The organism is Pseudoalteromonas sp. BZA4, assembly GCF_040104395.1.
Classification (GTDB): Bacteria; Pseudomonadota; Gammaproteobacteria; order Enterobacterales; family Alteromonadaceae; genus Pseudoalteromonas.
Genome location: NZ_JBECOT010000008.1, coordinates 84,596 through 99,549, shown reverse-complemented (window position 1 = coordinate 99,549; position 14,954 = coordinate 84,596). Strand labels below are relative to the sequence as shown.

Sequence of the window (14,954 nt, the reverse complement as noted above, 5' to 3'; positions counted from 1 at the left end):
ATTACTCTCCCGGCGTTCTAACTAAGCGCACAAAGGCGGTATTACTTTTTGGATATGCTAAGTCATTAGCACTACTCATATCGATAATATAAGCTTGCGATAAACTCGTACCATCTGCCGCTGTTTGCGAAGTCCAATAAGGCATAAATGAGCTGCTATCACTGCTTAGCTGAGTATCACTTGGTTGATTTGGGAAGAAATCACTATTAAGTAACGTAGACTCACCTTGCTTGGCATAATCTAATAACCCTAATAACTCGGTGTAAGTTGGCACACGCCAATTTGTACCACCGCAAAAATCGTTGCTGTTCACATAATTAATGTAAGTTTGCAGGCCACAGTCGCTGGTGCTTGGGCAAGTAGAGCTCGCAGCCCCTTGCACACTGCCTGTTTGCACACCACTTGAACCATTTAAATACCAAGTATAATGGTTTGTTGCTGCACGATCAGCTGTCGACGGTGGTAATGTTGAACTGGCTTCTTTTACTTCCCAAATAAGACCCGTGACGTTATCGCGTACACAACTAAAGCTGGTCGCATCATCAGGTAGTTCGTCGGCATATTCGTTCATTTTAGTAAAATCAAACGCTAAGTCACCCTGACCTACTTTATCTAGTTGGTTTGCGACACTATCACGACCTACATCGGCGTCTTGGCTTGGGAAGTCTTCGCTGTCACAATTAATTTTTTGTGAGTTGTTATAGCAATCACTCATGCCTGTATCGTTAATTAAACCAAGTGGTTTTGGGCTAATATCGATAATCACAGTATCAGTGTCGCTTCGCGATTTACTGTCGGTCACGGTAACTTCAAAACTAAGCTCTGAATCGGTATCAACATCAGGGGCTACAAACGTCGTGATACACTGGTTCTGATTTGCCAAGGTCACGGTTTCGCCTGTTAATTGCTGCCAAAAACATGACTTTGTTGCCGTCACAATTTCACTATTGCTGGCATCAAGGGTAACGGTATCAAACTCGATAACCTGCTGATCTTCGCCTGCATCCGCAATAATTACTTCAACGGTTTTGTTTAAGGTAAACGACGCCTCAGTGCTTGCTGAGCCACCTTCATCATCCGTTACAGTTAAACGCCACGTCATCGCTGTATTTGATTCAAGTAGTGGGTGAGTAAAGCTAATGGTTTGATTGTTGTAGCTGTCAGCCGTTAAATCAGGGCCATCAAGTTGAGTCCACAAGTAACTGTCAACTGAGCCATTTTCATCAATATCAGCAGACTCTTCGCCACTTAATGTAATAACATCATTATATTGCGATGGTAACTCTTCAGGAGCTGTTTGCGTGATCACTGCAACAGGCAGTTGGTTATTTGATGTAATAAAAATACTAACCTGATCGGAAACAAGTTGCCCATCGGTTTGATAATTCACTTTTAAAACAAGTTCAGAGTCGAGTTTAATATCAGGCGCGGTAATGGTTTGTTCAGCGCCCTCTGCAGGGAACCCTTCTAGTGCGGGGCCACTGACTCGCTCCCAAGTAAAGGTGCCATCAGCTGGTGAGCCTTGGGCAGAGACAGTAAATTCACTTTTTTCAATAATTTGCTGATCTGAGCCTGCATTAACTGTTGCTGCCACTGGATTCGAATCACTCGAACCGCCACCGCCGCCACAGGCTGTTAATGTCGTTAATGCAACTAGGGTAAGAGGCACTAATCTCATGTTTACCACCTTAAAATGCAAAGTCGGTCATGGCCGACTGCCAAATAAGCTAATAACAAGCAATTAAAGTGCCAGAGTCGAGGTTATAAATAACTTTCTTGATGAATACGTACGAAGAGCTTAGTGCCTATCTTACTGTAATCTACTTTGTACTCTCTGCCATCTAAGGCTTGGATAAACAACAAACGTTTTTCTTCTGCAAATACATCTGGGCTTGATACATACACCATTTCTAAGTAGCGCTCTTTGGCTTCACGACGGTTTTTTGGCAGGTCTTCTTTAAACGGCTCTAAACCATTTTGAGTAACTTTAATGCGTGGGTGGTTCTCACCATTCACAACCACTAAGTCGAGTTTTTTATCTTTATGTATAATTGTGTTTCGACCGCTTTTAATAAAAGAACGTTCTTGACTCATAGTCTTATCCTGCTACTTACTGCACCTAACTGCTTACTTTTTCTGTAAGCGAGTCTCAATAAACTCATTAGGGTTCAGTTTCCAACGATTTAAATTTGTACTAAATTGCCAAATATCAACATCAAGAACATTGGCTGGCAATAATAAATCGTATCCTGTTAATTGCCTTAAATGTTGCGTGCGATTAGCAAACATGGCAATCAATCCTTTGTAAACCTGACCACTAGGGGCAGTGTAGTCCGTCTCTTCTATTAACCATTCTGATGGGCAATCACCATTTTTGCAATACTTTTGAATGACTTGCATAAATAAATGACGTTGCTCTATTAGTAATCGTCCGGCAATTCTCGGGGAAATCTGAGTTAAAAATTCATCTATGTTATTGAGTTTAATACCAACTGCGTTTAACTCAAGGTATTCTAAGCCCTGTTCCACTTTTGGTATACCACTATGATGAAAATTAGCACGATTTAGCTGCCAATTCCCAACTTTGTGATGATAAATAAGTAAATTCTGAGTAAATGTTAGGCTAAAGTATGGTTCTTGAGTTTTTAAAAAGCCAATAAAAATTGCCGCTATGCAGGTTGTGGCTAAAAAAATCTCAACAATGCTAATTTCACCGGGTCTCAATAAGTTAACTAGCATAATAATGATTAGCCCAATACCACCAACAATTAAAAACTCACTGCCATGGCGGGATGCTTGTGCGCGCACTCTAAGTGCAGGTGGTTTCTTATCCATAAACAGAAAAGTAAAAAATAAACATCACAATTGTGACCAAAACTATCTTTCTAAGCGTTAAACAATAATTACATTTTGGCTCTTTACCCATACTAAAACCTCTCTTTTAGTCACAATAAAGGAACAAATTAGCCGAACTTTTAACTTTTACGCCAAATGCACAAATTTATGAGATACCTGACATACTGGGCACGTACTAATTTTGTACACTACACTCAACTAATTTTCTGGTAACACGATGATGTATTCTACACAATCTGGTAAAGCACTTTTTCCTTTTATTATTACCCTTTTACTAGGGTTATGTATTTATTTGTATTTACCTTCAAGCCAAGGTGAGCAAAGCAACTTTGGCGACCGTGCAACTCAAGTGACAGCGCACACTGTTACAGCCGAAGAAAATGCTGTGCTAATAGAAGCAATTGGTAGTGCTCGTGCTAACCAAGCTATTTATATTCGCAGTGCACAAAACGATTATGTTACCGATATCTTTTTCAATGATGGCGACTTAGTCAGTAAAGGTCAAAAACTGGTTCAATTGCAATCTCAAGAAGAAGAGTTAGCAGTGAAAGAGCTAAGCATTAATTTACGTGAAGAACGCCGTCAACTTGAACGTCTTACTGAGCTATCTCGCTCACAAGCTACGGCTAAATCGTTACTAGAAGAGCAGCTATCTCGCGTTGACGCAACCGAAGCACAACTAGAAAGCGCTAAAACAAAACTTGCCGAAATGACGATTAAAGCACCGTTCACTGGTTTACTTGGTAAGCGCGAAATTTCAATTGGTACTTATGTTAGCAATACTACAAACATCACCACCCTTGATGATATCAGCATCATTAAAGTCGACTTTAAAGTACCAGAAAAATACCTAGCGCAGTTACAGCTAGGAATGAAAGTGATGACGCAAAACGATGCTTACCCAGATAAAACCTTTAACGGTAAAGTGACACATATTAGCTCGCGTATCGATTCAGTCACTCGTAGCGTTGAAGTGACTGCAAGCTTTATCAATGAAAAAGGTCTATTACGCCCAGGTATGCTGTTAAACACCGCATTAGAGTTAAGCTCAAACCAAGCGCTAATGGTACCAGAGAAAGCCGTCATTCCTCAGCAAGACAAACACTACGTGTTCCAAATTGAAGATGGCGTTGCTAACAAAGTCGAAGTACATGTGGCTGGTCGTCACAATGGCTGGGTAGCAATTGATAAAGGCCTTGAAAATGGTCAGCAAGTTGTGACTGAAGGCATCATTAAGATCCGTACTGGCAGCAAAGTAAGTATCAAGGGCTAAACCATGAAAATTACTGATACTAGCGTTAAACGCCCGGTCTTTGCGATCGTAATAAACCTGTTGTTACTCACCTTTGGTTTGGTGGCTTTTTCTATGCTACCCCTGCGTGAATACCCAGATATTGAAACACCGATTGTCAGCGTTAGCACCGATTACACTGGTGCCAGCGCAGAGATTATTGAAACTAAAATCACCCAAGTACTCGAAAACCGCATTTCGGGTATCGAAGGCATTAAAAGTATTAACTCATCAAGCCGAAATGGCCGCTCAAATATAACCATTGAGTTTAATATCAGCCGCGATATTGATGCTGCATCAAACGATGTACGTGAACGTGTAGCCCGTGCCCTTGATAGCTTGCCAGAGCAAGTTCGCCCACCAGAGGTCTCTAAATCAAACAGTGATGAAAGCCCAATTGCCTGGTTCGTACTAAACAGTACCACTATGGATTCATTGCAGTTATCTGATTACGCACAGCGCTTTATTGTTGACCGATTAGCGGTTGTTGATGGTGTCTCTAATGTACGCGTTGGTGGCGAGCGTAAATACGCAATGAAAATCTGGTTAAACCGTAAAGCGATGGCAGCACGCGGTATTACCAGTAGCGATATTGAAAACACCTTACGCACTGAAAACGTTGAATTACCTGCCGGTGAAATCGAATCTATCGACCGTGATTTTACAGTACGTACCGCGCGTAGTTATAAAGATCAGCGAGACTTTCGAAACCTAGTAATCAAACGTGGCGATGATGGCTATTTAGTACGTTTAGGTGAAGTGGCTGATGTTCACTTAGAAGCTGCTGACGACGAAAGCTTATTCCGTGGCAATGGCCGTAATATGATAGGTTTAGGTATCGTCAAGCAAGCCAAAGCCAATACCCTAACCGTGGTTGATAATGCCCGCGCAGAGCTTGAAAAAATTAAGCGTAACCTGCCAGAAGGCACCACCATTCAAGACAGCTATGACTCATCAATTTTCATCAAAGAGTCTATTGATGAAGTGTATAGAACCCTTGGGATTTCAATGGCGCTAGTTGTCTTGGTTATTTACCTATTTTTAGGCAATATCCGCGCAACCCTAGTACCTGCTGTAACCGTACCAGTGGCGTTAGTAGGCAGCTTTATGTTCTTGCTCGCTATGGGTTACTCAATCAACTTGTTAACTCTTCTGGCACTCGTGCTTGCTATCGGTTTAGTGGTAGATGATGCGATTGTAATGCTTGAGAATATTCACCGCCGTATAGAGCTCGGTGAACCACCACTGCTTGCTGCGTTTCGTGGTGCCCGTGAAGTTGGCTTTGCGATTATTGCCACCACACTCGTACTGATTGCGGTGTTCGTACCGCTAGTGTTTATGGATGGTCGTATCGGTGCCCTCTTTACCGAATTTGCGATGGCAGTAAGTGCCGCGGTGTTCTTCTCGAGTATTACTGCATTAACCCTTTCTCCGGCGCTTTGTTCTAAAGTATTAAAAGCTTCAGAAAAAGAGAGTAAATTTAGCCAGTGGATGGATAGAACCTTTAACAAAATCGAAAACGCCTATCGTAACTCTCTCGCTTCAAATATGGGCCGTAAGTGGAGCTTACTACTGACTATGATTTTGGCTGGTGTTGCCAGCTTTATGCTGTTTCAAAAAGTGCCTTCAGAGCTTACTCCAAAAGAAGACCGCGGTACTTTCTTTATCATGATGAGTGGCCCAGAGGGCGCAAGTTATGAAAATAACGCTGCAAACATGGCTAAAATTGAAGAACGTTTAATGCCTTACTCTGAGTCTGGTGAATTGAGCCGAGTGCTTGTTCGTGTACCTGGATGGGGCGGCCAAGGTGGTGTTGCTATCATTGGTATGGCCGACTGGGATAAGCGTAAGCGCTCGACCTGGGAAGTAATGGATGAAATCAGCGGTAAAATGACTGAAGTGACCGATGTGCGTGCGTTTGCAATTATGCGCCGTGGTATTGGTGGCGGTGGTTCATCTCGCCCGATTGAATTTGTACTGCAAGGTAACGATTACGACCAACTAGCCGATTGGCGAGACCGTATTATCAAACGTGCTGAGAAAAACCCGGGCTTGGTAAGAATTGACCACGATTACAAAGAAACATTCCCGCAGTTTTTAATCAACATTGATAAAAACAAAGCCGCTGATTTAGGGGTTTCTGTATCGGATGTGGGCCGCACACTCGAAACCATGTTAGGGCAACGCCGCGTAACAACCTTTATCGATCGTGGTGAAGAATACGATGTGATTTTAAAAGGCACCAAAGAAGACTTTGCTAACCCGACTGATATCTCAAATATCTATTTAAAATCACGTAGTGGCGAATTAGTACCGCTTGATAGCTTAATTAGCTTAAAAGAAGAAGCCACTGCATCGCGTTTAAACCGTTATAACCGTATGCGCGCAATTACGTTAAGTGCGAACTTAGCAGATGGTTATACCCTAGAAGAAGCGCTTAACTTCTTAAATCAAGTTGCAGCAGAAGAAAACGACATCGACGGTGCAATTGACTACAAGGGTGAATCGCAGCTGTTCTATGAAGGTGCATCGGCAATGACCTATGTATTCATACTGGCACTGACAGTTACCTTCTTAGTACTTGCAGCCCAGTTTGAAAGCTTTATTCACCCATTTGTGATCATGCTTACTGTGCCACTTGGTTTAGTGGGTGCGTTATTTGGCTTGTGGTACACCGGACTTACTCTGAATATTTACAGCCAAATTGGTATCGTAATGCTGATAGGTTTAAGTGCGAAAAACGGTATCTTGATTGTTGAGTTTGCAAACCAGCTGCGCGATAAAGGTGTTGAGTTTAACGAAGCAATTAGCCAAGCTGCGACACAACGTTTACGCCCAATTATTATGACCTCATTGACCACAGTAATGAGCTCGGTACCACTGGTTCTTGCAAGTGGCCCAGGTGCAGAAAGTCGCATGGTAATTGGTGTGGTGGTATTTACAGGTGTTATTGTTGCAACCTTACTTACCTTGTTCGTAGTACCTGCAGCATACAGCGCACTTGCCCGAAATACCCAGTCGCCAGAGTACTTGCAGAGCAGGTTAGAACAACAAGCAAAAGACAAGCCGTTAGAAGAAATTTAAACAAGCTTGAGCTTTAACAAAACGCCGTCTTTACGGCGTTTTGTTTTTTCGGCTATAGTCAGCAAAACGGTAAGGGAGTGAAATATGGATAACAACATACAAATAGCCACTTTTGGCGGCGGCTGCTTTTGGTGTATTGATGCTGCATTTAGACGTGTAAAAGGCGTGCTTAATGTCAGCTCTGGCTATGCCGGCGGTGAGATTGAAAACCCAAGTTATCAGCAAATTTGTACTGGCTTAACGGGTCACGCTGAAGTTGTTCAGCTCGATTTTGACAGCAGTATTGTAAGCTATAACACCCTACTTGAAATGTTCTTCACTTTACACGATGCCACACAGTTAAACCGCCAAGGTAATGATGTCGGCACCCAGTATCGAAGTGTTATTTACTATCATGATGAAAAGCAAAAAGCAGAATCTCAAGCCATGATTGATGCCTTACAAAAGCAAATTCGTGAGCCGATTGTAACCGAGCTTAGCCCGCTTACAAACTTTTACCCTGCAGAGCAGTACCATCAAGACTATTACAATGAAAACCCAAACCAAGGTTATTGCAGTATTCTGATTGCCCCTAAGCTTGCAAAGTTCGAACAGTATTACGCAGATAAACTAAAATGAAAAAAGCCCGCTAAGTAGGTAGCGAGCTTTTAGACGCAGAACTAATAATAACGCTGAGCTTGTTTTAACTTAAGACTAATGACATCATCGGGCAAATTAATGTCAATTACTCGCTATAAGTAAACAACTCAGCTGACCTTAGTGGTTATTAGAACTGATAGCGGGCACCTACAAACAGGCGACGCTCGGCCGTGTTGTAGTAATAAAATTCGTCGTTGATGTAATCACCATCTAGGTCTGTACCATAGGCATCAACGGCGTTGTACTCTTTATCGAATAGGTTTTCTACACGTAGTGACACAGTTAAGTTGTCAGTTGCTTGGTAGTGACCAACTAAATTCCATAACGTATACGAAGGTAAGTGCGTTAACTTGCCATCACGATCACCACGGTATTGCATATCGATACCGACATCAAAATCACCCCATGCTTTGTTTAATGACCAATTCACAGTGTGATTTGACACATAGGTTAGTGACTGACCTGTCTCAGTATCTTCCGCTGAAAGGTAGGTAAAGTTAAAGCTGTGATCAAAGCCAAACACTTGGTTTTTAAAGCTAAACTCAACACCTTCGTGGCGAGCTTCGTTTATATTTGTTGGGATCCACTGCCCTGATGCATTTGGTGCCCAAGCGATTTTGTTGTCGATTTCACTGCGGAAAATCGCAATATCTAAGCTGATATCATTCACATTGAGTGATAAGCCAAGCTCTTGGTTATCTGATGTTTCAGGGTTTAACTCTGGGTTACCTGAGCCTGGGTAATATAGGTCATTAAATGTTGGAGATTTAAAACCCGTACTTTGACTTACGCGGAATGTAGCAATGTCATTTAAGTGATAGCCAACAGCTGCGGTGTAAGTTGTTTCATCACCAAACTGTTGATCATCATCTTGGCGAACGGTTAGGTTTGCCAGTACTTGTTCGTCGTCATAATAAGCGCCAACAAACGCAGCGAATACTTCACGGCTGTCTTTTAAGTAAGTACCTGAGTTAGTGTTCACTTCATCTTTATACCAATTCAAACCGCCACTAAGAGTCAGCGCTTGATTGAAAAAGTATTGGCCATTGTAATCAATTTGCTCACGCTCAGTTTCAAACTTATCGACCACCGTTGCGCCTGTGTAATCAATACGTGAGTCATCTGAACTATCACTTGATATGGCAATATCAATGGCATGGCTGTGTTTTTCGAAAGCTTTTTTCCAACCTAGTGAAGCTTGGTAATTTTCGAACTCGCCTTTTTCTACAGTGCTGTCTGCAGGGCTATAAGCGCTATCGTATTTTGCTTCGCCTTCTGAGTATTGTGCTTGCGCTAAAAACTCACCTAACTGCTCATTTTGATAACCTAGATTAAAGCCAAGGTTTTTGTTCTCGTAACCGTCTTCATCAGGCGCTAAGCCTTGCAGAACATCAAATCCATCTGTTTTTTCATAACCGGCATTAACGGCAACATCAACACCCGCAAACTGACCACCTGTCGCTACTTGGTACTCTTGGTAAGAGTCTGAGCCAAAAGTAACATCTAGGGTCGTGTTTTGTGCTTTACGGGTAATGATATTAATCACACCTGCTAGCGCATCAGAACCATATACAGCAGCACGTGAGCCTTTAATTACTTCAACACGCTCAATACTGTTTAAAGGAATATTGCTAATACTTTTATAGCCAAGTGTTGCAGAGCCGGTGCGTACACCATCAATTAAAATTAGCGTATGACGAGAACTTGCACCACGTAATGAAACTCCTGAGCTTTGCCCAAAACCACCATTGGCATTAATTTGAAAGCCTGCTTGGGTGGCCAGTAAGCTTGGTAAGTCACGAACATAGCTTGCTTCAATATCAGCACGGTCTATAACAGTAACGCTGGCTAATACATCATTAATTGATTGTTCGAATTTATTGGCAGTAACTGTGATATGCTCGATCGATTGCTCGCCAGCAGATACAGAAAAAGACAACGCAGCAGCAACCGCTACGCCTAACGCAGATTTATTTAGCATGATATCCCCTAGCCTGTGCCCACCGCACACGCGAATAGTAAGTTACTTCAAGGCCGGTCTCCGGACTCTGTACATGCATGGCATATACATTACCGTTGCGGGGGCAGTGTTGGCATTGTTTTCTCCCTGAAAACGCACCGACTTCCCGATTATCTTGCGACTATTTCACCCTTTGAAATAAAACGTATCAGAAGATACAGCAAGCACCTCGAAAATAGGCCGTTATTGTGATGATTTTGGGGAAGAAAGTCAATGGACGGCTATACTGCTAAAATGAAATTTTAAGCTTTAAGGTGTAAGCCGAAAGTAAAAAAGCCAATCAGCATGGCTGATTGGCTTTTATAAAACAATGATTACCAGAAATACTCATGAGGTTTCGAGTTTCCTAACGGAAAAACAATTCCTTCTGGGTCAGCACCATTCAGCACAAGCTTACAAAGAGCTTTATTTAAACGTCTTCTTGGCTTGGTCATCGTCATTTTCACCCACCAACTTGGTGTTTGTTGGTAAAAATAAGTACTGTGTGGGCCTGTGTATTTTCTGTTTATTTTACCGTGTTTATTACGGTCTATTGCTTTGTTTTTTACTGACATAAATATCCTCTAGCTGAAAATAGCTAGAAGATATCTTTTTCTCTGTAACCTAATATTTGTCTCAAAATACGCTCCTTGTAAAGTTCAGAAACTTGTAGGCTTATAGCTTAAAACTTACAGCTTAAAGCTAAAAACATAGAGTATTAATCGCGGAAGTTTTTGAACTGGAAAGGTTGACCTAAATCAGCAGTACGAACAACTTGCATTGCTTCTTGTAAATCATCACGCTTTTTACCAGTTACACGTAATTCTTCACCTTGAATAGCAGCTTGTACTTTGATCTTTGAGTCTTTGATTAGCTTAACGATTTTCTTCGCTACGTCTTTTTCGATACCTTGCTTAAGAGCAACGTCACGCATTACGTATTTACCGCTACGCGACTCATCTTTAAGCTCAAGGCTAGATACATCTAAGCCACGCTTTGAAATTTTCGCAGCAAGAATGTCAAAAAGTTGCATAACTTGTTGTGGTGCTTCTGCTTTTAACTTAATTACTTTATCACTTAGTTCGATTGATGCATCAACACCACGAAAATCAAAACGCGTCTCTAGTTCACGCTTTGCATTATCTACTGCATTCTGCGCTTCGTTCATTTCTACTTCAGAAACAATATCAAATGAAGGCATGGGGTTCTCCTAACATAGTCTTTTTTAAATTCATTTATGGTTGGCAATTATAACGCTTATTTATCGATTCTTTCTATTTTTATCCAACTTGTTCAGGTGCGATGCAAAAATTGTTTGATATACTGACCATTCAATTTCGGCATTTTTAGGGGTTATTGTGACAAGGCGTGTTTACCAAGTTATCTTTTTAGCTAGCATTATTGGCTTTACAATTTTATTTGCCAAAGAAATTAAAGGGGTGAGCAACCTCTTTCCACACGTAGATAAAGTGGCGCATTTTGGTATTTTCTTTGTACTGGCCATGGTGATGGACAAAGCCTTTAAATTGCCACTTATGGTGCAAATTTTACTGTTAGCCGGATATGGTGCAGCCATAGAGTTTATGCAAGATATGCTGCCTTACCGTCAAGCTTCGGTTGGGGATTTTGTCGCTGATTTTATCGGTGCAGTTAGCTACTTTATCATAAAACTTGGGTTTCATTTAGGTAGTAAACAACGTAATGGCTAACATTTTAATTGTTGGCGACGGTGCAATTGGCTTGTTGTTTAGCCATCTTTTATCTGCACAACATGACATTACATTGCTGACCCGTAAACCGACCCTGACCACGCGTTTTTATCAAGCGAGTAATGGTAAATCAAACCCAATTAAAGCTCGCCTTATTCACCACAAAGAGCTAAGTCAATCCGCCCCCTTTGACTTGGTGTTAATCACAGTTAAAGCATTTCAGGTGCAAACTGCCTTTGGACAAGTAAAACCTTACCTCAGTAAAACATGCCAAATCGTTCTTTCTCACAACGGCATGGGGAATGTCGATGAGCTCAATGCCCAGCTGTTAAAAACGCAAGGGTTAGCGTTTTTAACAACGCGTTTAGCTGGTTTTAAAACAACGCCTTATAGTGTTAGCCATACTGGTAATGGCGAAAGCGTGTTAGGTGCATGTAATGCAGCTGCAAGCGAAAACCTCGGTGAACTTAAGAAGCAGTTTAGTTACTTACCACACTTTTCTGTGAGCGATGATATTCACTCATTGCGATGGCAAAAACTGTTAGTGAATATTGCTATTAACCCGTTAACAGCGATTCATAACGTAAAAAATGGCCAGCTACGTGCACCGCAATTTAGCACGCGCATAATCAATTTACTTAGTGAAGCGTGCCTGGTTGCTAATAAACAAGGAGTTAAAGTAAAACTCAGCGAGGCGCTGGAGCAAGCCTATTCTGTGATGACAGCCACCGCTGAAAACTTTTCTTCTATGCAGCAAGACATCAGCCATAATCGAGAATCTGAAATTGATGCAATTTGTGGTTATGTGTGCGAGCAAGGCGCTAAGTTAGGAATAAAAACCCCCTATAATCAGGCCATGCTGAGCATGGTAAAAATAAAAAGTTAATTAGCTGCTAGTTACTAGGGGAAAGAGTAAAGTTTCTCGTAATGATTTCAGACATTAAAAAAGCGCGAACATATCGCGCTTTTATTAGCATCCCTTACGGGCGATACACTTTGACGTTGCTAAAGCCTTCTTCGTGCAAGATCAGCGCTTGTAGCTGGCTCATCACACCTTTAGCACAATATAAGTAATATTCTTTATCTTTTGGTAAGTCACCAAATTTAGTCGCTAAGCGGAAGAAAGGTAAATGTACAACCTCAATACCTTCAAACTCTAATGGGTTTGCGTCTTCCTCTTCAGGTGAGCGAATATCAACAACAACCGCCCCTTCAGGTAAATCAGATACAGACTCAGCCTCTTTCACTTCTTCTTTTGCTTCGGTGTCGATATCGCGAATATCCATCACACGCGCATTTTCAACAACTGTATTTAGCACGTCGAAGTCAAATTTAGCTTCTTCGGCAAGAATAGTTTTGATTTTCGCTTTAACCGTTGGCTTTTTAGAAATTACGCCACAGTATTCAGGCATGCTTTCTGCCATCTCAGCCGTGCCGATTTGACGCGCAATATTGATTATATCTTGCTTGTCGTGTTGGATTAACGGGCGAATGATTAAAGTTTCCGTCACACGGTCAATCACACTCAAATTAGCCAATGTTTGGCTTGATACCTGGCCAATACTTTCGCCAGTTACTAGTGCTTGTACACCTAGTTTTTCTGCAACTTGACTACCGGCACGCATCATCATGCGCTTAAGCACAACACCCATTTGGCTGTTTTCAACGTTTTCTAAAATCTCAGCAACAACAGGTTCAAAATCAACAGTAACAAACTTCACTTTATGAGTAGAGCTAAACTGTTTCCAGATATAATAACTCGCCTGCTTAACACCGATTTCATGAGCCGCACCACCTAAGTTAAAGAACAAGAAGTGAGTACGCGCACCTTTACGGATCATTTGATAGCTGGCAACACCAGAGTCGAAGCCACCCGACATAAGCGACAATACATCTTCTTGTGTTGGCAGCGGGAAGCCCGCCATACCTAAGTGAGTTTGAGTAACAATGTATGCTTTATCATCACGCACTTCTAAGCGAACAGTCACTTCAGGGTGAGATAACTTAACGCGCGCGCCTTCAACATGCTGGTTTAAACCACCACCTACGTAGCGCTCTACATCGCTCGATGTGAAATCATGCTTACCAGAACGTTTACAACGCACACAGAATGTTTTGCCCGCAATCGTGTGGCCGATTAGTTCAAGTGCTTTTTGGTAAATATCGTCGATTGAGTCGAAGTCTGTTTCTGTTACTTCAATAAACTGTACGATACCTGGAATGCGTTTTAAGCCATCGATAATATCTAAGCGAACTTGCTCAGATTCTAGCAAGCTAACAACAGAGATATTGTCCCAGTTGTTTCTTACCTGAACTTTTTCGTCAACACGACGCAAAACGATCTTAATGTTATTTTCTAATAACTTGGTAAAACGCTTACGAACAGATTTACTCTTGATCGCGATTTCAGGGTGTAATTTGACGATAAATTTAAGCATAGTTCACTCTTAGACTGTGGATTTCACACGCCCTAAGGTATAGCAACCTCAAGGGCGCGCGATTATAACAAAAATTATAGCGTCTAGGAAATAAACTGCTTTGCGGGATTATTGTTCGCTTTGCTCTGTTTCAGCTAGGGCTAAATACTTAGCTCTTAATTGGTTTACTTGCTCTAGGTGTTGCTCGGTGCAATGAGCTTTTAATAGCAGTAATACTTTTAAAATACCATTGTAAATATCAGCTCTGGCAAGTTCACCACTTAAGCGGCGAGCTTTGATGTAAGGCGTCCAAAAGCTCACGGTCATTTTAAGCATGTGCGCAAGTTCTGTGACATCTTCATCTTCAATGCAAATAACACCGCCTTCACGTAATGCAAACAGTACATCTTTGACTTGCTCTAAAAGCTCAGCTTGAAACGCAATGTAACCTTTTTTCAGCTCTTCATCACGAGATAAAATATCGCCTAAATTGTCGTAAAAAAACTGAAAACGCCACATTAATTCAAACAGTGAATCTAGATAACCGGCTAGGTTTTCTAACGCATCATCATCAGGAGCCAATGGCTTAAAGTGAGTATGTAAATGGTCGCTATACAAAGCAAATATGTGGCGAATAATATCTTCTTTATTTTTAAAGTGATAATACAAGTTACCTGGGCTTATCCCCATATGCGAAGCGATATGATTGGTTGTTATGGCACGCTCACCGTGGCGATTAAATAATTCGATGCTGGTGTGTATGATCTTGTCCTTTGTGCTCATAGACTATTTACTCTGTTTTTTATGATTATTACGGTCCCCAGCCGAGCAGTATAAACAAATGCGCGACAATTAAATACTACCTTGAAAAATATTAACCTCAATCGGCTTAGTACCTTATATAGGTGAAGGTTCCTAATCCGATACGCGTATTTTCTAAGCTGCATAGTCGAGAAAAC

At 41.5% G+C, this 14,954-nt stretch carries 13 protein-coding genes and 1 riboswitch; of the genes, 5 read left to right on the top strand and 8 right to left on the bottom strand.

Annotated elements, in window-relative coordinates:
- Window position 1 precedes the first annotated feature (1 nt).
- From ABMY41_RS05550 to ABMY41_RS05540, 3 genes are all read right to left on the bottom strand, one after another.
- Window positions 2-1,678, bottom strand: a complete 1,677-nt coding sequence (locus ABMY41_RS05550; protein WP_349274306.1) for a DUF1566 domain-containing protein — start codon at window positions 1,676-1,678, stop codon at window positions 2-4.
- Between the two features lie 83 nt (window positions 1,679-1,761).
- Window positions 1,762-2,094: a hypothetical protein gene (locus ABMY41_RS05545; protein WP_054551111.1), complete on the bottom strand. Its 333-nt coding sequence runs from the start codon at window positions 2,092-2,094 to the stop codon at window positions 1,762-1,764.
- Window positions 2,095-2,127: 33 nt separating this feature from the next.
- Window positions 2,128-2,835: a DUF2982 domain-containing protein gene (locus tag ABMY41_RS05540; RefSeq protein ID WP_252949583.1), complete on the bottom strand. Its 708-nt coding sequence runs from the start codon at window positions 2,833-2,835 to the stop codon at window positions 2,128-2,130.
- A 241-nt stretch (window positions 2,836-3,076) separates the two neighbouring features.
- On the opposite strand from ABMY41_RS05540, the gene ABMY41_RS05535 reads away from it, so the two are divergent.
- The 3 genes from ABMY41_RS05535 (at window position 3,077) to msrA (ending at window position 7,849) form a co-directional block, all read left to right on the top strand.
- The gene (locus ABMY41_RS05535) at window positions 3,077-4,129 is read left to right on the top strand and encodes an efflux RND transporter periplasmic adaptor subunit (RefSeq protein WP_058585979.1); all 1,053 of its coding nucleotides are present in this window, start codon (window positions 3,077-3,079) and stop codon (window positions 4,127-4,129) included.
- A 3-nt stretch (window positions 4,130-4,132) separates the two neighbouring features.
- Window positions 4,133-7,231 (top strand): efflux RND transporter permease subunit, encoded by a 3,099-nt coding sequence (locus ABMY41_RS05530; RefSeq protein ID WP_349274305.1) that lies wholly within the window; start codon window positions 4,133-4,135, stop codon window positions 7,229-7,231.
- A gap of 84 nt (window positions 7,232-7,315) precedes the next feature.
- A complete protein-coding gene (gene msrA / locus ABMY41_RS05525; RefSeq protein WP_054560929.1) occupies window positions 7,316-7,849 on the top strand; it encodes a peptide-methionine (S)-S-oxide reductase MsrA in 534 nt (177 codons plus the stop codon).
- Window positions 7,850-7,997: 148 nt separating this feature from the next.
- Here the strand turns inward: msrA and ABMY41_RS05520 are convergent, their stop codons facing one another.
- The 3 genes from ABMY41_RS05520 to ABMY41_RS05510 all read right to left on the bottom strand — a co-directional run bounded on the left by ABMY41_RS05520 (window position 7,998) and on the right by ABMY41_RS05510 (window position 11,070).
- Entirely contained in the window at window positions 7,998-9,851 is a 1,854-nt protein-coding gene (locus ABMY41_RS05520) for a TonB-dependent receptor (protein WP_349274304.1), read from the bottom strand.
- Between the two features lie 33 nt (window positions 9,852-9,884).
- A riboswitch (cobalamin riboswitch) is annotated at window positions 9,885-10,039 on the bottom strand.
- Window positions 10,040-10,204: 165 nt separating this feature from the next.
- Window positions 10,205-10,444, bottom strand: coding sequence for a hypothetical protein (locus tag ABMY41_RS05515; protein ID WP_054551105.1), 240 nt, complete (start codon window positions 10,442-10,444; stop codon window positions 10,205-10,207).
- 143 nt (window positions 10,445-10,587) lie between these two features.
- Window positions 10,588-11,070 carry a YajQ family cyclic di-GMP-binding protein gene (locus ABMY41_RS05510; RefSeq protein ID WP_054551104.1) on the bottom strand — a complete coding sequence of 161 codons (483 nt, stop codon included), beginning with the start codon at window positions 11,068-11,070 and terminating at the stop codon, window positions 10,588-10,590.
- A gap of 157 nt (window positions 11,071-11,227) precedes the next feature.
- Between ABMY41_RS05510 and ABMY41_RS05505 the strand changes: the two genes are divergently transcribed.
- Window positions 11,228-11,578 (top strand): VanZ family protein, encoded by a 351-nt coding sequence (locus ABMY41_RS05505; protein WP_055021578.1) that lies wholly within the window; start codon window positions 11,228-11,230, stop codon window positions 11,576-11,578.
- Window positions 11,571-12,464, top strand: a complete 894-nt coding sequence (locus tag ABMY41_RS05500) for a 2-dehydropantoate 2-reductase (RefSeq protein WP_289096946.1) — start codon at window positions 11,571-11,573, stop codon at window positions 12,462-12,464. Before ABMY41_RS05505 ends, ABMY41_RS05500 begins: the two co-directional genes overlap by 8 nt.
- A 94-nt stretch (window positions 12,465-12,558) precedes the next feature.
- Here ABMY41_RS05500 and thiI read toward each other — a convergent pair whose 3' ends face one another.
- Window positions 12,559-14,016 carry a tRNA uracil 4-sulfurtransferase ThiI gene (thiI, locus tag ABMY41_RS05495; RefSeq protein ID WP_349274303.1) on the bottom strand — a complete coding sequence of 486 codons (1,458 nt, stop codon included), beginning with the start codon at window positions 14,014-14,016 and terminating at the stop codon, window positions 12,559-12,561.
- 108 nt (window positions 14,017-14,124) lie between these two features.
- A complete protein-coding gene (locus tag ABMY41_RS05490; protein ID WP_063529113.1) occupies window positions 14,125-14,778 on the bottom strand; it encodes a TetR/AcrR family transcriptional regulator in 654 nt (217 codons plus the stop codon).
- Between the last annotated feature and the right edge of the window lie 176 nt (window positions 14,779-14,954).

What these genes read in the sequence shown, in the direction of transcription:
- ABMY41_RS05550 (WP_349274306.1), bottom strand. Translation starts at nt 1,678, where the DNA reads ATGAGATTAGTGCCTCTTACCCTAGTTGCATTAACGACATTAACAGCC.
- ABMY41_RS05545 (WP_054551111.1), bottom strand. Translation starts at nt 2,094, where the DNA reads ATGAGTCAAGAACGTTCTTTTATTAAAAGCGGTCGAAACACAATTATA.
- ABMY41_RS05540 (WP_252949583.1), bottom strand. Translation starts at nt 2,835, where the DNA reads ATGGATAAGAAACCACCTGCACTTAGAGTGCGCGCACAAGCATCCCGC.
- ABMY41_RS05535 (WP_058585979.1), top strand. Translation starts at nt 3,077, where the DNA reads ATGTATTCTACACAATCTGGTAAAGCACTTTTTCCTTTTATTATTACC.
- ABMY41_RS05530 (WP_349274305.1), top strand. Translation starts at nt 4,133, where the DNA reads ATGAAAATTACTGATACTAGCGTTAAACGCCCGGTCTTTGCGATCGTA.
- msrA (WP_054560929.1), top strand. Translation starts at nt 7,316, where the DNA reads ATGGATAACAACATACAAATAGCCACTTTTGGCGGCGGCTGCTTTTGG.
- ABMY41_RS05520 (WP_349274304.1), bottom strand. Translation starts at nt 9,851, where the DNA reads ATGCTAAATAAATCTGCGTTAGGCGTAGCGGTTGCTGCTGCGTTGTCT.
- ABMY41_RS05515 (WP_054551105.1), bottom strand. Translation starts at nt 10,444, where the DNA reads ATGTCAGTAAAAAACAAAGCAATAGACCGTAATAAACACGGTAAAATA.
- ABMY41_RS05510 (WP_054551104.1), bottom strand. Translation starts at nt 11,070, where the DNA reads ATGCCTTCATTTGATATTGTTTCTGAAGTAGAAATGAACGAAGCGCAG.
- ABMY41_RS05500 (WP_289096946.1), top strand. Translation starts at nt 11,571, where the DNA reads ATGGCTAACATTTTAATTGTTGGCGACGGTGCAATTGGCTTGTTGTTT.
- thiI (WP_349274303.1), bottom strand. Translation starts at nt 14,016, where the DNA reads ATGCTTAAATTTATCGTCAAATTACACCCTGAAATCGCGATCAAGAGT.
- ABMY41_RS05490 (WP_063529113.1), bottom strand. Translation starts at nt 14,778, where the DNA reads ATGAGCACAAAGGACAAGATCATACACACCAGCATCGAATTATTTAAT.